This window comes from Consotaella aegiceratis (genome assembly GCF_036541425.1).
Lineage (GTDB): Bacteria > Pseudomonadota > Alphaproteobacteria > Rhizobiales > Rhizobiaceae > Consotaella > Consotaella aegiceratis.
In genome coordinates, this window is sequence record NZ_JAZHFT010000018.1 from 16,417 (window position 1) to 35,656 (window position 19,240).

Here is a 19,240-nt window from a genome sequence, read left to right on the forward strand (position 1 = left end):
AATGGCTGGAGGCCCGTCTGCGCGGGCCTTCAGGATGATGATGGGGCCGCACTCTTACTGGACGAAGCTCGTGTCGACAATGCTCGCCGGGTCCGGCGCTTCCTTGATCAGGCCCATCGAGACCAGCAGCTCGCCGGCGGCCTTGGCGAAGTCGAGATATTCGCCGTCGAAGAACGACTTCGCCGCCTCGCGGTCCTGCCAGCGCAGATATTCGGCCGAAGCGCCGAACTCCTCGCCCGTCTGGTTCACGTCCGCGCCCATGATCTCATAGGCCTTGTCCTTGTCGCTGGCGATCATGTCCAGCGCCTCGAAATAGCTGTCGGCCAGCGCCTTCACGGCTTCCGGGTTATGCTCGATGAAATCCGGCGTGCAGCCGAAGGTGTCGAGCACCGCCGGATAGTCCAGCGTCGTCGCCAGGATCTTGCCGGCGTCGGGCGCGTCGCGCACGCTGGACAGATAGGGTTCGTAGGTCATCGCCGCGTCGTTCTGGCCGGCGATGAAGGCCTGCGCCGCCGGGCCGGGTTCCATGTTGACGACGGTGACGTCGTCCATGGTCAAGCCGTTCTGGTCCAGGATGTAGGCCAGGAAGAAATAGGGCGAGGTTCCGGGCGCCGACGCCGCGATGGATTTGCCCTTCAGGTCGGCGACCTCGTTGATGTCGTCACGCACCACGATGCCGTCGGCGCCGTACGACTTGTCGAGCTGGAAGAGCTGCTTGGCCGGCACCCCGTTGGCGTTCCAGATGACCCAGGTCTCCACCGTCGTTGCCGCGCACTGGATGTCGCCGGAGGCGAGCGCTAGGTTGCGGCTGGCTTGCGGAATCTTTTCCAGGGAGACGTCGAGGCCGTGCTTTTCATAGATGCCGGCTTCTTTTGCCAGCGTCAGCGGACCGAAGCCAGTCCAGCCGGAATAGCCGATGCTGACCGAAGTCGTCTGCGCATGCGCGGCGACCGGCGCCAATAGGGCGGCTGCGATAAAGCAATACGGCGTCAGCCTCATGGTCTCGTTTCCCCTGCTTACGAATTGTGCGCTGTTGAGTTCTTAAGCGATACGATGCTCGACCCTGCTTGTCCATACGCCGTAAGCGTACTGGGGTCAGCCGAGACTGCCCTTGCGGCAAGCGCTGAGTCTGCGTGACAATCTCCGACTCTGGCCCGACAGCGACTCCCGGCCGTCACAGCACTTCATAGAGGAAGTGAGCAAAGTCGGCCGGCGTCCCGCGTCCGGAAATGTCCTGCGCCGCCATGCCGACGAAGGCACCGGTGAAATTCTTGCCTTCGCCGCTGCCGGCCTCGTCCGACAGCGCGCTCGCGTCGAGCACGCAGTCGATGTCCGTCCACTCGCCACCGGCAAGGGCGTAGCGGAAACGCAGTTCGGCCCCGTCGACATCGGCGCCGAGGCGAACCGGTCCATCGACCGGCAGCCGCACCGGCGCCTCGAGCGGCAGTTTCACGCGGCCTTCCGGATAGTCGCCGTCGCAGCTCAGGATCATCAGCTCGCGCTGGCCGGCCTCGTCGGCGCTCACCGCGAGATAGTGATATTTGTGCCGATTGTACCAGGCGATCAGTCCGGCGAACTGCTGATAGAAGATGGGCCGATAGTCGAGTTCCGTTTCGGCCCGATAGCGGATCGAGGTCTGGCGTCGCGCCACCAGCGCGTGCTCGAAGAACGAGCCCGGCGATTCACGGCCGAACAGGCGCAGATAACCCGGCCGCTCGGTGAGCGAAAAGATGCGGCCGGGCTCCGGCGTCCGCAGCCATTGGAAGCAGAGCGGCAGTTCCGGTTCGTTGAACTCGATCCGCACGGGCTCGGGCGGGAACGGATGTGGCCGAAGCGCTGGCGCCGGAACGCTCTCCTGCGGCGCGTGACCGCCGGTCGCCAGTCGTGGCCAACCGTCCTCGCTCCAGACGAGTTTTTGGATCGCCGTCTCGCGGCCGAGCGGCGAGCGGCGCAGTCCCTCGAGCGGCCGGCTAGTGAGATGCACCAGATAGCTCTCCCCGTCCGGCGTATCGACCATGTCCGCATGGCCCGCCCGCTGCAGGGTGAGGTCGGGATCGTCCTTCGCCGTCAGGATGTGCTTGTCGGGATGCACCTCGTACGGGCCGGCGATATCGCGCGAGCGCGCGATCGTGACGGCGTGGTTGTAGCCAGTGCCGCCCTCGGCGGTGATCAGGTAGTAGAAGCCGTCGCGGCGATAGAGGTGCGGGCCCTCGGTGAAGCGCAAATCGGTGCCGCAGAAGATGTTCCTGACCGGTCCGACCAGACGCTTCTCGGCCGGCGAATATTCCTGCATGAGGATGCCGGCGAAGTGCAGTCCATAGCCGGGCTGGCGATGGTCCCAGACCATGTTCACCAGCCATTTGCGGCCGTCTTCGTCATGGAACAGGCCGGGATCGAAGCCGCTGGAATTCAGATGAACAGGATCGCTCCACGGACCATAGACCGACGGCGCGGTCACCAGATAGTTGTGCGTGTCCTTCCAGCCGCCCATGTTGCGCTTCACGTCGGTGTAGATCAGCCAGAACTGGCCGTCGGCATAGCTCAGGTCCGGCGCCCAGACGCCGCCCGAATCCGGATTGCCGCGCATGTCGAGCTGACTGGCGCGCGTCAGCGGCCGGGTCACCAGATGCCAGTTCACCAGATCGCGCGAATGGTGGATCTGAACGCCCGGAAACCACTCGAAGGTCGAGGTCGCGATGTAGAAGTCATCGCCGACGCGGCAGATCGACGGATCGGGATTGAAGCCCGGCAAAATCGGATTGGTGATCGTGGTTGCGTCTTCTGTCATGGCTCGCCCCTCCCTCGCGTCGCCGGCAGTGTGGCTGTACCGGCTCCCTCCCGCGATCGGCATTACTCAGACAAAAAAGTGTTCGCAGAATTCACGGACGTTGTCCATCCTGTGGAAGAGCCGCCCATTGCCAAAACCCGGTAAAACCCGGCACATTGGCACTGCGCGATTGCCCAGAGGGAACGTGAAGTTTCCCAGTTCGTCTCTTCAATTGAGCAAACCAATCGCCGGGAGGACCTATGCAGCTATCCGACGGACCGGCGCTTTGGCCGGAGCCTTCTTTCAGCGGCGCCGCCGACGGGTTGGCGGGATCGGCGGCATGAGCGCGGCGCCGCTTTCGGGCCTGCGCGTCCTGGACTTCGGCCACACGGTGATGGGGCCGACCGCGGGCCTGGTCCTGGCCGATCTCGGCGCCGAGGTGATCCGCATCGAGCCGGCGCCCGGCGGCGATCCGACGCGGCAACTGCGCGGGTTCGGAACCGGCTTCTTTCCGTTCTACAATCGCAACAAGAAGAGCATCGCCGTCGATCTGAAGGCCCCGGAGGGGCAGGAAATCGTCCAGCGCCTGCTCGCCTCGGCCGACGTCATGCTGGAGAATTTCGGCCCCGGTACGATCGATCGCCTCGGCCTCGGCTACGAGGCCGTTTCGCAGACCCATCCGCATATTGTCTACCTGTCGCTCAAAGGCTTTCTGCCCGGCCCCTACGAGAGCCGCGTGGCGCTCGACGAGGTCGTGCAGATGATGAGCGGCCTCGCCTATATGACGGGTCCGCCGGGCCGGCCGCTCAGGGCGGGCACGTCGGTGGTCGACGTGCTCGGCGGCATCTTCGGTGTCGTCGGCATCCTGGCGGCGCTGCGCGAGCGCGAGCAAACGGGCAAGGGCACGCTGGTACGAAGCTCGCTGTTCGAGAGCGCCGTGTTCGTGATGGGGCAGAACCTGGCCTTCGCCGCCCTGTCGGACGAACCGGTCCCGCCGATGCCGGCGCGCGTCTCGGCCTGGGCGATCTACAACCTCTTCGAGTCGGCCGATGGCGAGCAGGTCTTTCTCGGCATCACCTCCGACCGCCAATGGCAGCAGTTCTGCGACGCGTTCGACAGGCCGGATCTCAAGGCCGACGCCAGCCTGTCGACCAACAACCAGCGCATCGCAGAGGGCCCCCGCCTCAAATCGGCGATCGCCGACATGCTCGCCACGCTTCCGGCAGACGACATCGTCGCGCGCTCCACGCGGGCGGGCCTTCCGGTCGCCCGCGTCGCGCGGCCCGAGCAGCTGTTCAATGACGCGCACCTGGCTGCAGGCGGCCGGCTGCTCGAGACCGTGCTGCCCGGTGGGGTCAAAACCCGGCTTCCGGCCCTGCCGGTCGAAATCGGCGATTATCGCTGTACGCTGCGCGCCGATCCGCCGCCCATCGGCGGCGACACGCGCAGCCTGGTCGCAGGGCTCGGCTATTCGGATGCCGAGATCGACGACCTGATCGCCCGAGAGGTGGTCGCGGTCCCAACCGACGACCAGGACACTTGAGAGAGCGCCTCGACCAGCCGCCGATGAGTTTCCTCAGGGTTTCCGAGCAATCCGGAACCGATGGTCTCCGGACGACACGCTCAAGCGGGTCGTTCCGTCCGCCCCTTGCGACTCCCGATCATCGAGCGGTTCTCCGTCCCGGAGAACGGCATCGGGAGCCGCCGCCAGTTCGATCACGCCGCGACAGTTCGGTGGCACGACGATGCGCCAGTCGACATGATCGGTCGCGATCGTCCATTCGCTCTCGACCAAACCAGTGGGAGCCCGATAGCCCGCCTTGCAGAATCCGATGCGGTCATCGAACAACGGTCGAAAGCGGATCGTGCGGAAGCCCGGATCGTCTTCGCTCCAGTCGATGCCGGCGACGCGCGCCCACAGCCACTCGCCCACAGAGCCATAGGCGTAGTGGTTGAACGAGTTCATGGCGGCGCTTTGGAAGCCCTTCTCCGGCGTCCAACCGTCCCAGCGCTCCCAGATCGTCGTGGCTCCGTGGCGGATCGAAAACCCCCAGCTTGGATAGCTGTCCTTCAGGAGGAGGTCGTACGCCCTGCCCGCCACGCCCGCATCGCTCAGCACCGGGCAAAGATGCCTGACCCCGAGGAAGCCAGTCTGAAGATGACCATCCGCCTCGTCGATCTTGCGCAAAAGGCGCTCGATCGCCGCCGCCCGCAAGTCGGGCCGCAGCGTGTCGAAGTCGAGCGCCAGGAGGTAGGCGGTCTGGGTATCGCCGCGGATGGTGCCGTCGGCCGCGACGAATTCGGCCTCGAAGGCGCGTCGCAGATGCGTCCCCAATTGCCGATAGCCGGCGGCATCCTGGCGCTGGCCGAGCACATCCGCGATCTTTTGCATCAGATCCGCCAGATGGATCCAATAGGCCGTGGCGACGACCGCGCGGTCCGATGGAGGCCCGACACTCAGCCAGTCGCCGTAATTGTTGTAGACGGCGTTGCGGCGAATGCCGTCGGGATTGGCTCGCTCGATATGCGCCAGCCAGCGCGCGAGCTTGTCGTAATGCGCGGTCAGGAAATCGCGGTCGCCGTAGCGCAGGTAATGCTGCCAGGCCATGATTACCGGTGCGTCGCCCCATCCCGGCGCTCCCGGCTGCGGAGTCAGGCGATAGGGGTTCAGCGGCTTGGTCGGTGCCACATCGGGAAAGGCCCCGTCCGGGCTCTGGCCGTCGGCAAGGTCCTCCATCCATTTGGTCAGGAAGGCCGCGACGTCCATGTTGAAACCGGCGGTGCGCCAGAACACCTGGGCATCCGCCGACCAGCCGTAGCGCTCGTCGCGCTGCGGGCAGTCGGTCGGCACCGACAGGAAGTTGCCACGCTGGCTCCACAGGATGTTCGAGGCGAGTTGGTTCACCATGGCGTTGCCGGTGACGAGCGAGCCGACCACCGGCGCGTCGGTCTGAATTGCGATGCCGGTGAGCCGAACCCGATCGAGGTCGAAGCCCTCCGGCGCGGTCAGTTCGACATAGCGGAACCCGTGGAAGGTGAAGCGCGGCCGAAAGGTTTCGCCTCCCCCGCCCCTGGCGATATAGGTATCGGTCGAAACGGCATAGCGCAGATTGGCGAGATAGAGTTCACCCTCTTCCGTCAGCATCTCGGCATGGCGCAGTACGAAGGTGTCGCCCTGCCCGGCCGTTGCCTCCAGCCGCATGTAGCCGGCGATGTTCTGGCCGAGATCGTAGATCGCCGCGCCCGAGGCGGTGCGGTGCAGAAGGCGCGCAGGCAGTTCGGCCACTTCGCGCACCGGCTGGATGCGGGTGGCCTCCAGCCGCGGCGCGCACGGCTCGGGCACGAAGGCCTCGACCGGTTGCCAGCCCTCGATCCGGCAGTCCGCTCGGTCCCAGCCATCGATCTCGAGCCGCGCATCGTAGCGCTCGCCGACCAGGAAATCGCTGTAGCAGATCGGACCCTGGCGGGTCTGCCAATCCTCGTCGCTCGCCACCACTTCCACCGATCCGTCGACGTAGTGGATGTGGAGTTGCCCGAAGAAGGCCGGGCGACCACCGTAATGGTTGCCGGCGCGGCGCTGGTTGTGGCCGACACGGCCCGAATACCAGCCTTCGCCGAGGACGACGCCCAGCGCGTTGGCCCCGGATCGCAGGGCCGCCGTTGCATCGTAGGCCTGATACTCGACGCGCTGGTGATAGTCGGTCCAACCCGGCGCCATCACCTCGTCGCCAAGGCGGCGACCGTTGAGTGAGACCCCGTAGAGCCCCAGCGCGCTGGCATAGAGCGTCGCCCGCTCGACCGGCTTCTCCACCGCGAAAGACCGCCGCAGATGGTCGGCCGGTCGCGCCTGCCACGGATTGTCGTAGAGCGTGTCCGTCGGCGCCTCGCGGCCCGCCGGCAGCACGAAATAGCGGGCAATCCACCGGGCCAGCCAGTCTTCCGGCCTCAGACCCGTAAAGATCCGTCGCGGTTCGGCCGGAGGGCTTTCGCGGCCCGCTTCGTCCCAGACGACGACGCTCCAATGGAGCACCTCGTCGGAAGCGAGCGGCGGTCCGCCGTAGGGCACCAACAGCGTATCGTCCGAGACTGTCTTGCCGCTATCCCATCGACCGCCCCGACCGGCGGCGACATCGTCCCGGTCGGGTCCCATGATCAGCCGGTAGGCCGTCTGGCATCGATCCCGTCCTTCGCCGGCCAAAGCCCACGAGAAACGCGGAATCGCGGTGTTGAGGCCCCGCAGTTCGGCCAGGTGCTCGCACTTCAGATCGAAAGGCTGGAGAGGTTGCATGCTGCTGCTCGTGGCCGATCGTTCATCGGCCTCGGTTCCCTAAAGGGCGATGGCGCGGTCGCGGGCGTTGGCGATATGACGGTCCATCGCGTCGATCGCCCGATGCACGTCGCGCGCGCCGATCGCTTCGATCACCGCCAGATGATCCTGAAAGGCCGACGGCAAAACGCTGGCCGTCAGGGTGATGCGGTCGAGCTTGATCAGTCGGATGCGGATCGTGTTGACCGCGTAGGCCTGGGCCAGGAGCTCGTTCTGGGTCCAGGAGATCAGCAGATTGTGGAAGCCGTCGTCGATCTGCTGGCTGCGCTCCAGCGCTTCGGCGGTCGCAGCACGCGCCACCTCTTCCATCACGCCCAGATGCTTTTGCCGTTCGTCCGCCAGGATGTCGTCGGGCAGCCGGCGCACGGCCGAGATCACCGCCTCCCGTTCCAAGGCCATGCGCATCTGGAAGGCGTCGCGGATCATCGGCAGGTCGATCTGGGTGATCTGAATGCCGCGCTGCGGCATGACACTCAGTAGCCCTTCGGACTGAAGCCGCGGCAGCAATTCGCGCAGCGCGCCGATCGACAGGCCCAGCAAGGCCACCAGCTCACGTTGCGAGACGAACTGCCCTGGCCGCAGGCGGCCGTCGAACAAAGCCTCGCAGAACAGCCGGTAAGCCGACTGTTTGACCGACATCGGCTCGTCCAGCCGTCCGGCCCCAGCCAATGCGTTCGACGTCCGATTCGCCATCCTGCGCTCCGCAACCGTAGCTCGCCGTTCAGGGCGTTTCGTCGAACACGAAATCCGTCGCCTGGAACGCGGCCAACAGATTCTGGCGCTCCTCCGGCGTGAGGGCAAGTTGCGGCGGCACCATGCGGGCAAGTTCCTCGTCGCCGACATAATGGGCGAGCGCGCTCTTCAACGCGACCTGCGAGCGATAGGCCTCGACGGCCTCGATGCGCCGGGCCTGCCGCTCGACGCGCCGGGCAGTGCCTTCGCCGTCAGGGGCATCGTAGATCGCCACCAGATCGCGCGCGAAGAGGTTGGGCATGCCGCCGATCATGCCGGCACCCCCGCCGTTCAGAAGCGGCGCCAGCACGCGATCGTCGCCGGTGAACACCGAAAGCTGTGGAAACGTCCCGGCGAGCATCAGGCCGTTTTCGAGATCGCCCGTCGAATCCTTGATGCCGACGATCCGCGAGCCGAAGCGGCCGATCAGCCGCTCGATCAGCGCCGGCGTGTAGGGCACCCGGCTGAGTTGCGGAATGTTGTAGAGAAGAAGATCGAGATCGGGATGGCGGGCCCGCTCGACCATCGCCTCGATGAAGGCGGCAATCCCTTCCTCGCTCGCCTGGTAATAGAAGGGCGGCAGCACCAGCGCACCGCGGCAGCCCAAATCGGCGATGGCCTTCAGCATCGCCGCCGCGTCGTCGAGCGTCGGCGTCATGACGGCGGGGATCTGCCGATCCATGGCGGCGCCCTCGTCCCGCAAAGCCGTCAGGGCTGCGACCTTCTGGCGCGTGGAGAGCGACACGCCCTCGCCCGTGGTGCCGAACGTCGAGACGAAGCTGCACCCCACCCCCAGCACCCGCGCCACATGCCGTGCCAATCGCGGCACATCCACCTCGAAATCCGCGTCGAGCGGCGTGATCGCCGCCGCCACGACGCCCTTCAAATCCCCATGGCTCATTCCTGACCCTCCATCGACAACTGATACGATCAGTCATCCTATTACATATTGGATCAGTATTTACATCAGGAATGGATTGTTGCAAAGTGACGCCAATGCCGCTTTGGGAGAATGTATCGGCGGCATGCCCGCGTGGTCCGCCTTGGGCGGAAGTTGGAGGAGATCGAACGATGAGACTGAAGTCCCTGGCCCTGGCGGGTCTGTCCGCCACGGCGCTGGTCTGGTTCGCGGCGGCGGCGTCCGCCCAGGACAAGATCGAGCTGAAATATACCACCGCCAGCGTTCCTACCGACCTGCACACCCAGGCGATGAAGGTGTTCGCTGACAAGCTTGAAGAGCTGCAGCCGGGCCGCTTCGACGTCCAGATCTACGATTCCGGTTCGCTGTTCGCCCAAGGCGCCGATCTCGACGCCTTGCAGCGCGGCAATGCCGAGATGACCTACGTCTCGTTCCAGCTGATCGCCGACAATATTCCTGAATTCGGCCTGTTCACCGCCGGCTACCTGTTCCAGAGCCCCGAGCACTACAGGGCCGTGCTTCACAGCGACATCGGCGAGGAATTCCAGCAGAAGGTGTCGGACGAGATGGACATCCATATCCTGGATGTCTGCTATCTCGGCACCCGCGAACTGAACCTGCGCTCCAAGCGAGACGTGAAGACCCCTGAGGATCTGGCCGGCGTCAAACTCAGGATGCCGAGTTCCGACGCCTGGCTGTTCCTCGGCCAGGCGCTGGGTGCCAATCCGACGCCGCTCCCCTTCGGCGAGGTCTATCTGGCCCTCCAGACCGGTACGATCGACGCACAGGACAATCCGCTGCCGACCGTGGAAGCGGCCAAGTTCTACGAGGTCACCGAACAGATCGTGATGACCGACCATCTGGTCGACGGGCTCACCATCGCCATCAACAACCAGACCTGGGACGATCTCAGCGAGGACGAACAGGCCTCCGTGACCGAGGCCGCCGTGGCCTCCTGCGACTGGAACAACGACAAGCGCAAATCCGAAGAGGCCCGCCTCGTCCAGTTCTTCAAGGACCAGGGTCTGGAGGTTACGACGCCCGACGTCGCCGCCTTCCGCAAGCACGTGCAGGACTATTACCTGAACTTCGAACGCGCCGCCGACTGGCCGGAGGGCTGGATCGACCGGATCAACGAACTCGCGCCCTGATCGGCATCCATGTCCGAACATCGAGAGGGCGAAACGCCCATGCCCCGATGGCTCCGGATCCTCAAGACGGGCGCCGACACGGTCGGCGTCCTTCTCTTCCTGACGGCCTTCAGCGGCTTCATGATTCAGGTCTTCTACCGCTACGTCCTGAATCATCCGCTGGCCTGGACGGAGGAGTACACGATGATTGCCTTCATGTGGACCGTGTTCTGGTCCGCGGCCTTCATGGTGGGCATCCGGGAGCACGTATCCTTCGACGTCGTCTACGACGTGGTCTCGCCGTCCACGCAGCGGGTGCTGGCGATCGTCGCGATGATCTTCCTGGTGGTGGCTTTCGTGATGCTGATCCCGGCGACCTGGGACTACCTGACCTTCATGATGCGCAAGAAGAGCCCGGTGCTCCGCGTGCGCATGCATTGGGTCTATGGCTGCTACATCCTGTTCCTGGTGAACTTCTCCATCCAGGCCCTGTGGCGGCTGTGGATTCTGTTCGGGCCGCGCTGGCGCACCCAGGTCTGAGACGGCGATGATCACTGGTCGCCGCCCGACCCATCGATGCCCCGCCATGCCCCGAAGCGCGGCGGTCCCGCCGCTCGCGCCTTCCTCCGCAAGGCCGAAGGATATCTGAAATGCTCGCCGACCACGCCTTCGTCATCATGCTCGTCATCCTGATCGGCACCACGGTCGCCGGTCTGCCGATGGGTATCGCGATGATCGTGTCGAGCATCTTCTATCTGTTCATGGCCGGCCGCGACGTCGGCCTGGCGGCCGAGAACGTGCTGAACGGCGTCTTCGGCAATTTCGTCGCGCTGGCCGTGCCGCTGTTTATCTTCGCGGCCAACATCATGAACGCCAGCAAGGTCTCCGACCGGCTGCTCAATTTCGCGCTCGCCCTGGTTGGGCGGCTGCCCGGCGGCCTCGCCCAGGTCAACATCCTGACCAGTCTGATCTTCTCCGGCATGAGCGGCAGCGCCATCTCCGACGTCGCCGGTGTCGGCAAGATCCTCACCGACATGATGCTGAAGGGAAACCGCTATCCGCGCGGCTTCGCCGGCGCCATCACGGCGGCCTCGGCGGTGGTCGGCCCGATCTTTCCGCCGTCGATCCCGATGGTCTTCTATGCGCTGATCTCGTCGGCCTCGGTCGGCGCGCTGTTCATCGCCGGCGCCGTCCCAGCGCTTTTGATCTGCGCGGTCCAGGCCGTGGCGGTGATGATCATCGCCAAGGTTCGCGGCTTCCCGACCGAGGACGCCATTCCCTGGCGTCGCTTCCCGATGATCGTGCTCGCCGCGCTGCCGCCGTTGATGATGCCGGCCATTCTGCTGGGCGGCATCTATTCCGGCGCCTTCACGCCGACCGAGGCGGCGGCCGTCTCGGCCTTCTATGCGCTGCTGCTCGCCTTCTTCGCCTATCGCACGCTGACGCTGAAGGCGTTCTTCTTCGTCGTCCGCGACACGGTCAAGACCACCGCCGTCGTCACCATCGTGCTCTGCGGCGCTTTCATCTTCAACTACGTCGTCACCGTGGAGCGCATCCCCCAGATGGTGTTCGAGCTGTTCACCCAGTTCGATCTGACGCCCTGGTTCTTCCTGATGCTGTTGAACATCCTGTACCTGATCATGGGGTGTTTCCTGGACGTCTCGACCATCATGCTGGTGGTCACGCCGCTGTTTATCCCGACAGCCCAGGCGCTCGGCATCGACCTCGTCCATCTCGGCGTGGTGCTGGTCTTCAACATGATGATCGGCCTGATCACGCCGCCCTACGGCATTCTTCTGTTCATCATCAAGGCGCTCAACGGCATCCCGCTGGGCGAGATGATCCGCGAGATCTGGCTCCAGGTGGGCCTGCTCCTCGCGCTGCTCCTGTTGATCACCTACGTGCCCGAAATCGCGCTCTGGCTCCCGCGTCAGGCGGGCATGATCAACTGACCTGGAAGACGAAGGCCGCCGGATTCCGTCGGCGGGCCGATGGAGCCTTGGGGAGAAGGAGGAGACATCGATGAGACATTTCAGGACCGCCCTTGCGGCGGCGGCGGCCGCGGCCTTGGCTTGGCTTGCAGGCCCCGCAGCCGCGCAAGACGCACCCCTTCAGGTGGCCGACGGGCTGTTCGATCTCGATGACGCCCAAACGCTTGGCCTCGAGCGGCTCGTCGGCGTGGAAACCTTCACGATCTTCCATCCGGAGGCGAACACCCACCAGTTCAGCAATGGCGTTGTGGTCTTCCCGTTCAAGCATCGGCTCTATGCCCAGTGGCAGAGCTCCAGGACCGACGAGGATGCGCCGGAAACGGTGGTGGTCTACGCCACCAGCGACGATCGCGGCGCAACCTGGTCCGAGCCGGCCCAGCTGACGGTGGCGTGGTCCGGCGGCTACGTCTCGAATGGCGGCTGGTGGAGCGACGGCGAGACGCTCGTCGCTTATCTCAACGTCTGGCCCCAGGATGTCGAGCCGCGCGGCGGCCACGTCGAATACGTCACCAGCACCGACGGCGAGCGATGGAGCAAGCCGGCGGCGGTCGCCATGGCCGATGGTTCGCCGCTTCCGGGCATCTTCGAGCAGGATCCGCATGCCCTGCCCGATGGTCGCATCATCAACGCCGCCATCTCCAGCCCGGCCTGATCGCCAAGCCGATCTGGACCGACGACTCGCTGGGCGTCTCCGGCTGGACGGTCGGCACGATGGCAAACCTGCCGCATGAGGGCGATATCACGCGCGAACTCGAGCCGAGCTGGTTCCGCCGCGCCGACGGGGCGGCCGTGATGGTGTTCCGCGATCAGGGCGACACGTTCCACAAGCTCGCCGCCGTCAGCACCGATCGCGGCGTGACCTGGTCCGATCCGGTCGAAACCGCCATGCCGGATGCGCGCACCAAGCAGAGTGCCGGCAATCTGCCGGACGGCACGGCCTTCCTGGTCGGCAACCCGACCGGCACCAAGTTTCGCTTCCCGCTCGCCATCGCGCTCAGCGACGATGGCCGTGTCTTCGACCACGCCTACCTCCTGCGCGACGGCGGCGCCGACATGCAGAAGCAGCGCTTCAAGGGCAAGGCCAAGCGGCCGAGCTATGCCTATCCGAAGAGCATCGTCTGGGGCGATGACCTCTATGTCGCCTACGCCACCAACAAGGAGGATGCGGAGGTGACGCGTATTCCGCTGAAGAGCCTGACCATCGAATAGGACCGAGTTCTGCCGCCCTTTGCCCAGAGCCGCCCGAGCTGATTGTTCGGGCGGCTTTTTTGTAAGTTTATCAACCGACTGACCGATCGCTTCTGCGAGACTGATTCAACGTCTTCAGAAAACGATTCAAGATGCGCACGGTCGGCGCTTTGTCTGGCTATTTCACCGCGCCGGCGGTGATGCCGGCGATGAAGTAGCGCTGCAGGAACAGGAAGACGATCAGCACCGGCACCGTCATGACGACGGCGGCGACCATCACCGCCCCCCAATAGACCCGGTCGAGCCCGACCAGCGCTCCGAGCGCCACCGGCGCGGTCTGCGCGGCCGGCTGGCTCAGCACGAGCAGCGGCCAGAGATAGTTGTTCCAGGATTGCAGGAACAGGATGATCGCCAGCGCGGCGGTCGCCGGCAGCACCAGCGGCAGCGCGACGAACAGGAAGATCTTGACCTCGCCCACGCCGTCCATGCGCGCGGCGTCCAGCATATCCTGCGGCAGCGACAGAAAGTTCTGCCGCATGAAGAAGACGCCGACCGAGTTGAACAGCGGCGGGATGATCACCGCGGCCCAGGTGTTGGTCAAGCCAAACTCACGCGCCACCAGCACGAATTGCGGGATGACCAGCACGAAATAGGGCACGGTCATCGTCGCGATGACGATCGAGAAGATGGCGTTGCGGCCGAAGAACCGGTAGCGGGCGAAGGAATAGCCGGCCAGGCTGGTCAGGAACACCGATGCCACGGTGAACAGCGTCGAGGTCACCACGCTGTTGAACATCGCCTGGCCGAAGGGCGTCACCTTCAAGAGCGTCCTCCAGTTTTCCACGAAGGAATGACCGAAAAGCAGCGGAATCCCCGGCTGGAAGAATTCGGATTCCGGGATCGTCGCATAGGTCAGCATCAGCCAGAGCGGCGCCAGCCAGATCAGCGCCAGCGGCAGTAGGATCAGATGCAGGCCGATGGCCGAACGGCGCTGGCGCGGCGTCATGCGCGTCTCCTCAGCAGGGCCATCTGAACCAGCGAGACCAGGAGCGCAGTCAGCGCGGCCGTATAGCCGATGGCGGCGGCATAGCCGAAATTGAAACTGCGGAAGCCCTGCTGGTAGAGATACGTGCCGAGCGTATCGGTGGCTCCGCCCGGCCCGCCCTTGGTGATCAGTTGCGGTTCGGCGAAGAGTTGCAGCGTGCCGATGATCGACAGCACCGCGGCAAAGGTGATGACGGGTGCGAGCAGCGGCAGCGTGATACTGAGGAACTGGCGCCATTTCGGGACGCCGTCGACATTCGCGGCCTCATACAGATCGGGCGGAATGCTCTGCAGCCCCGCCAGAATGATGATGGCGTTATAGCCGGTCCACCGCCAGGTGACGGCGATGACGAGCACCGCGAAGGCCGCCGTCGGCTGCGCCAGCCAGTCGGGCGTCGGCAGGCCGATCGAGCCGAGCACCTTGTTGACCGCCCCGAACTGCGTGTTGAAGAGCAGCCGGAACACGGCCGAATAGGCGACCTCGCCGACGACCACCGGCGCGAAGAAGGCAAAGCGGAAGACACCGCGCGCCTTGAGCAGCGACGAGTTCAGCGCCACCGCCAGCAGAATGGCCAGGGCCAGCATGATCGGCACCTGGATGAGCAGAAAGCTGAGCGTGTGCGCGAAGGCCCGGTGAAACACCGGGTCGGCGATCAGGCGATCCCAGTTGGTGAGCGAAAAGCCGGCCTTGCGGCTGCGTGTATTCTCGAAGGAGAAGATCAGGGATTGAACGATCGGCCAAGCCCAGAACACGGCGAACACGGTCAAGTACGGGAGGAGAAAGCCGTACGCTACCACTGTTCTTCGTTGCATGCGCCACACGCCCTCTTCAAGGGTGCGGGCCGGCATCGGGCCGACCCGCACGAAGCCCGAGGGCTATTCCTGGATCGGCAATCCGGTGGCCGACGAAATCTGCTCGGCCACCGCGTCGAGCGCCGCCTGAGCGGAATCGTACTTGCCGTCGAGATAGTCGTTCATGGCGACGATCATCACCGAACGCCCATCCCAGTAATAGGGTGTCGAGCGATAAACCGGGATGTCCTTGATATCGGACAGCATGTCCTCCCAGACCTTCTGGCCGCCCCAATAGGGCTGCGGCTCGTGGATGAAGGGATCGTCGAGCGCCGGCAACAGCGACACCGGCAGGCCGCGATACTTCATCATGCCGATCTGCCCTTCGGGCGTGCCGAGCGCGAACGTCACATAGGCCCAGGCCGCGTCGAGATTGTCGGAACTCGCCGGGATCGCCAGCGACGAGCCGCCGGAGTTGGACAGACGCTGGCCACCTTCCTTGAAGGCCGGCATATTGTAGACGCCCCATTTGCCTTCCTGGTCGGGAGCGCTGGAGCGCACCGTGCCTTCGTACCAGCCGCCGCTCACCACCGACGCGATGGCATCCGCCTTGAAGAACTGGATCGTCTGATCCCAGCCGCCGGTGGCGAGGATGCCGGCGTCCCAGATCTTCTTCACCGTCTCCAGCGCCTCGACGCAGCCGGGCTGGTTCACCGTGACCGTTTCTCCGTCGTCGCCGTAGTAGAAGCAGTCGTTCTGGATCGCCAGCATGCGGAACCAGTCGTCGTTGCCGCCCTTCTCGATCGCGGCCATCTTGACCTTCCCGTCGGTCGCCTCGTCGAGTTTCTTGCCGGCCGCGATGAAGTCATCCCAGGTCTCGATGGCGGCGGGGTCGATGCCGGCCTGCTCGTAGAGATCGCGGCGATAGAACACCATGACCGGCCCGGTGTCCCACGGCATCGCGTAGGCCGTGCCGTCGTAGTTCAGCTCGGTCTGCTTGAACGCCGGAAACTTGTCCTTGTAGTCGTCGTAGCCCAGTTCACCCATGTCGGAGAAGCATTCGGGGAAGCGCTGCCAATAGAGTTCGGCCTCGCTGTTTTCGACCAGGACCACGTCCGGCAGGTCGACGCCACCCGCCGCACAGCCGGCCAGCGCCCGGTCGTGCAGGTCGGCATGGCCCATGTTCTGGACCGTCACCTTGACGTCGGGATACTGCTCGTTGAAGGCCGGCACGATGTGCTCCAGCGCCTCGGCTGCGATGTTCCACCCCCAAACCGTGATCTCGCCGCTCGGCTTGTCCTGGGCTGTCGCCGGCGCGACGACGAATGCCGTCGACGCCAGACAGGCACCGAATATGATTGTCTTGGATGTCATGGCTGAAATCCCCCTTCCCAAGGATTCTTTGTCCGTCTCGCGCAGGGCAAAAGTTTCACTGAATGGAACACAGTCCTGCCAGTCGAGATCTGGATTGAAATTGTTAGGTGGAGCCGCTAGCCCTGTCAACAGAACCGAGCCCACCCCCAGAACCGGACCAATACAGTCGGAGACCGGAGCCGATCGGCTGTTGGAAGCGGTGGCGGCGGGGGCTGTAATCGCGGCGCGGGGCAAGGGCGCCACCCTCGGAGGAGATCGTCGATGCTGGGCGTTTGCTACTATCCCGAACAATGGCCCGAGAGCCTGTGGGCGAGTGATGCCGAGCGCATGCGCGACCTCGGCATCACTTATGTGCGCATCTCCGAATTCGCCTGGTCGCGGATCGAGCCGGAGCCTGGCCGGATTGACTTCGATTGGCTCGACCGGATTGTCGCCATCCTCGGCGATGCCGGACTGAAGATCGTGCTCGGCACGCCGACGGCGACGCCACCCAAATGGCTCGCCGACCGGTCGCCGGAGATCCTGCTTGTCGATGCCCAGGGCCGCCGCCGCCGCCATGGCGGCCGCCGGCACTACGACTTTTCGAGCGACGTCTACTGGCAGGAGAGCGAGCGCATCGTCACCCTGATGGCCGAGCGCTATTGCGCCAACCCGCATGTCGCCGGCTGGCAGATCGACAACGAGTTCGGCTGCCACGACACGACGCTCTCCTACAGTCCCGCCGCCGAGGCCGGCTTTCGCCAATGGCTGGAAAAGCGCTACGGCACCATCGCGGCGCTGAACATGGCCTGGGGCACGGTGTTCTGGAGCATGGAATACCGCAGCTTTGAGGAGATCGAGGCGCCCAATCTCGTCGTCGCCGATGCTGCCCCGGCGCATCTTCTCGACTTCCAGCGCTACGCCAGCGACCGCATCGCCGCCTATGGCCGGATGCAATCGGAGATCATCCGGTCACGGACCCGGGAGCAATTCGTCACGACGAACTTCATGAACTTCTTCTTCGAGTTCGATCCGTTCGCGACCATGGACGCCTACGATCTCGCCACCTGGGACAGCTATCCGCTCGGCCAGACCGACCGGATGACGTTGCCCGAGGACGAGAACCGCATCTTCGCGCGCACCGGCCACCCGGACGTGCCGGGCTTCGGCAACGACTTCTACCGCGGCGTCGGCGAGGGTCGCTTCTGGATCATGGAGCAGCAGCCGGGACCCGTGAACTGGGCTCTGCACAACCCGGCGCCGCTGCCGGGCATGGTGCGGCTCTGGACCTGGCAGGCGCTGGCCCAGGGCGCCGAGGTCGTCTCCTACTTCCGCTGGCGCCAGGCGCCCTTCGCCCAGGAGCAGATGCATGCAGCCCTGAACCGGCCGGACAATATGCTCGACTGCGGCGGCGAGGAGGCGAGCCAGGTCGCCCGGGAGCTTCGAGATGTTGCCCTTTCTGCTCCGTCCCAGGCTCCCGTCGCGGTCGTCGCGGACATGGAAATGGAGTGGATGACCCGCTTCCTGCCGCAAAGCCACGAGTTCAGCTACAAGACCCTGCTCTGGGGCTGGTACTCCAAGCTGCGCAGCCTCGGTCTCGACGTCGACGTCGTGCCGCCCGGCCGCAATCTTACCGACTACAAATTGGTCGTCGTGCCGAGCCTCGGCACGGTGCGCGAACAGACGCTGGAGACTCTGAAGACGACGGATGCTGTCGTCCTCTACGGACCCCGCACCGGCTGGAAGACCGAGGATTTCGCCATTCCCGCCGATCTGGCGCCCGGCCGGCTGCAGGAGGTCTTGCCGCTCAAGGTCGCACGCGTCGAAACCTTGAGGCCCGAGATGCCGGTGACGGTGGAAGGCGCGGTCGGCGGTCAGGTCCTCATCTGGCGCGAATTCATCGAGAGCGATCTTGAGCCGCTCGCCCGGTTCGAGGATGGAAACGGCGCCTTGTTCGCCGCTGGCCGGCAGCACTATCTCGCGGGTTGGCCGGACGAGCGCCTGCTCGACGCGACGATCCGCCACGTCGCGGACAAAGCGGGCCTCGGCGTCGACGACCTGCCCAAGGGCTTGCGGCTTCAGCGCCGCGGCGGTCTCACCTTCGCGCTCAATTTCGGCCCCGACGCGGTCGACGTGCCGGCTCCCGCGACTGCCGATTTCCTCCTCGGCTCGCGGCGTCTGGGGCCGCAGGACGTGGCGATCTGGCGAGCCGGATGAGCCGGCGCCACCGCTAAGCAGCCCCTGCGGCACCCACCGTCGCAGGATCCCTGCCAGCGATGGCTCCCCCGCAACGGGCTGAGCCGGGCCGACCTAGGATCGTAGGGGTTCCAGGTCCTGGCGCTTCGTCGCTGCCATGGTCCGTTCCAGCGTGTCCCGATCAAGCGGCACGCAATAGACCGGCGTGCCATGCTCGAAGCGCCACCCTTCTCGAAGCGGGCCGGCATCGACCGCGTCGTAGCCGAATTCATCGAGCAGTCGGACCGCGATCGCCTTCCCTTCCGTGTCGTCTCCGGCGATCGGAATCGCCCGCCTCTCAGGCGATCCGGAAGGCCTGCCGTCGGATTCCAGATCGTTCATGGTGATTGCATTGAAGACCTTCACGATCCGTGACTGGGGAAGATGACGGGCGAGCATTTCGCTTGTCGTCGTCTCCTTGCGGTCGAGTTCTCCGATCCTCCCGTCGCGCTGCGGATAGTAGTTGTTCGCGTCGAACACGATCTTGCCGGCCAAGGGCTCGACTGGAATCTGGCTGTAGGCGACGAGCGGCACTGCGGCCAGGACCACGTCGCCGAACGCCGCCGCCTGCTCGGCCGTGCCGGTTTCGCAGCCGATCCCGTAGCGCAGGCTGAATAGGGTTTCGGGTCCGCGCGAATTGCTGAGCATGACCTGATGCCCGTGCTGAACCGCCAGCTTGCCGACGGTTCGCCCGACAAATCCAGCCCCGATGATGCCGATCTTCATAGTCTTCTCCAAGTTCGATGAGTGAGCTTGGCACGG

At 65.0% G+C, this 19,240-nt stretch carries 16 protein-coding genes; 7 read left to right on the forward strand and 9 right to left on the reverse strand.

Annotated features, from left to right (window positions below; translation table 11 throughout):
* Window positions 1–54: 54 nt before the first annotated feature.
* Together SMD10_RS13395 and SMD10_RS13400 are read right to left on the reverse strand one after the other, a co-directional pair.
* Entirely contained in the window at window positions 55–999 is a 945-nt protein-coding gene (locus tag SMD10_RS13395; RefSeq protein WP_331686209.1) for an ABC transporter substrate-binding protein, read from the reverse strand.
* Between the two features lie 175 nt (window positions 1,000–1,174).
* Window positions 1,175–2,788 carry a glycoside hydrolase family 43 protein gene (locus tag SMD10_RS13400; protein ID WP_331686210.1) on the reverse strand — a complete coding sequence of 538 codons (1,614 nt, stop codon included), beginning with the start codon at window positions 2,786–2,788 and terminating at the stop codon, window positions 1,175–1,177.
* 319 nt (window positions 2,789–3,107) lie between these two features.
* Between SMD10_RS13400 and SMD10_RS13405 the strand changes: the two genes are divergently transcribed.
* Window positions 3,108–4,310 carry a CaiB/BaiF CoA transferase family protein gene (locus SMD10_RS13405; protein WP_331686211.1) on the forward strand — a complete coding sequence of 401 codons (1,203 nt, stop codon included), beginning with the start codon at window positions 3,108–3,110 and terminating at the stop codon, window positions 4,308–4,310.
* Window positions 4,311–4,343: 33 nt separating this feature from the next.
* On the opposite strand, the gene SMD10_RS13410 is transcribed toward SMD10_RS13405, so the two are convergent.
* From SMD10_RS13410 to SMD10_RS13420, 3 genes are read right to left on the reverse strand one after another with little or no spacing between them, the layout of a single operon-like run.
* Window positions 4,344–7,055, reverse strand: coding sequence for a family 78 glycoside hydrolase catalytic domain (locus tag SMD10_RS13410; protein WP_331686212.1), 2,712 nt, complete (start codon window positions 7,053–7,055; stop codon window positions 4,344–4,346).
* Window positions 7,056–7,094: 39 nt separating this feature from the next.
* Entirely contained in the window at window positions 7,095–7,787 is a 693-nt protein-coding gene (locus tag SMD10_RS13415) for a GntR family transcriptional regulator (RefSeq protein ID WP_331686213.1), read from the reverse strand.
* A 28-nt stretch (window positions 7,788–7,815) separates the two neighbouring features.
* Window positions 7,816–8,727, reverse strand: coding sequence for a dihydrodipicolinate synthase family protein (locus tag SMD10_RS13420; protein ID WP_331686214.1), 912 nt, complete (start codon window positions 8,725–8,727; stop codon window positions 7,816–7,818).
* Window positions 8,728–8,897: 170 nt separating this feature from the next.
* Here SMD10_RS13420 and SMD10_RS13425 point away from each other — a divergent pair, with 170 nt between their 5' ends.
* From SMD10_RS13425 to SMD10_RS13445, 5 genes are all read left to right on the forward strand, one after another.
* Complete coding sequence (locus SMD10_RS13425) at window positions 8,898–9,896, forward strand: sialic acid TRAP transporter substrate-binding protein SiaP (RefSeq protein ID WP_331686215.1); 999 nt, start codon at window positions 8,898–8,900, stop codon at window positions 9,894–9,896.
* Between the two features lie 39 nt (window positions 9,897–9,935).
* The gene (locus SMD10_RS13430) at window positions 9,936–10,415 is read left to right on the forward strand and encodes a TRAP transporter small permease (RefSeq protein ID WP_331686216.1); all 480 of its coding nucleotides are present in this window, start codon (window positions 9,936–9,938) and stop codon (window positions 10,413–10,415) included.
* A gap of 110 nt (window positions 10,416–10,525) precedes the next feature.
* A complete protein-coding gene (locus SMD10_RS13435; protein WP_331686217.1) occupies window positions 10,526–11,827 on the forward strand; it encodes a TRAP transporter large permease in 1,302 nt (433 codons plus the stop codon).
* 70 nt (window positions 11,828–11,897) lie between these two features.
* On the forward strand, window positions 11,898–12,518 hold the full coding sequence (locus SMD10_RS13440; protein WP_331686218.1) for an exo-alpha-sialidase: 621 nt from the start codon (window positions 11,898–11,900) through the stop codon (window positions 12,516–12,518).
* 29 nt (window positions 12,519–12,547) lie between these two features.
* On the forward strand, window positions 12,548–13,075 hold the full coding sequence (locus SMD10_RS13445; protein ID WP_331686275.1) for an exo-alpha-sialidase: 528 nt from the start codon (window positions 12,548–12,550) through the stop codon (window positions 13,073–13,075).
* A gap of 157 nt (window positions 13,076–13,232) precedes the next feature.
* On the opposite strand, the gene SMD10_RS13450 is transcribed toward SMD10_RS13445, so the two are convergent.
* The 3 genes from SMD10_RS13450 to SMD10_RS13460 form a co-directional block, all read right to left on the reverse strand.
* Window positions 13,233–14,060, reverse strand: a complete 828-nt coding sequence (locus tag SMD10_RS13450) for a carbohydrate ABC transporter permease (protein WP_331686219.1) — start codon at window positions 14,058–14,060, stop codon at window positions 13,233–13,235.
* The gene (locus SMD10_RS13455; RefSeq protein ID WP_331686220.1) at window positions 14,057–14,911 is read right to left on the reverse strand and encodes a carbohydrate ABC transporter permease; all 855 of its coding nucleotides are present in this window, start codon (window positions 14,909–14,911) and stop codon (window positions 14,057–14,059) included. Before SMD10_RS13455 ends, SMD10_RS13450 begins: the two co-directional genes overlap by 4 nt.
* Before the next feature lie 63 nt (window positions 14,912–14,974).
* Window positions 14,975–16,264, reverse strand: coding sequence for an ABC transporter substrate-binding protein (locus SMD10_RS13460; protein WP_331686221.1), 1,290 nt, complete (start codon window positions 16,262–16,264; stop codon window positions 14,975–14,977).
* Window positions 16,265–16,525: 261 nt separating this feature from the next.
* On the opposite strand from SMD10_RS13460, the gene SMD10_RS13465 reads away from it, so the two are divergent.
* A complete protein-coding gene (locus SMD10_RS13465; RefSeq protein ID WP_331686222.1) occupies window positions 16,526–18,460 on the forward strand; it encodes a beta-galactosidase in 1,935 nt (644 codons plus the stop codon).
* Between the two features lie 93 nt (window positions 18,461–18,553).
* Here the strand turns inward: SMD10_RS13465 and SMD10_RS13470 are convergent, their stop codons facing one another.
* The gene (locus SMD10_RS13470) at window positions 18,554–19,204 is read right to left on the reverse strand and encodes an NADPH-dependent F420 reductase (protein ID WP_331686223.1); all 651 of its coding nucleotides are present in this window, start codon (window positions 19,202–19,204) and stop codon (window positions 18,554–18,556) included.
* Window positions 19,205–19,240 lie beyond the last annotated feature (36 nt).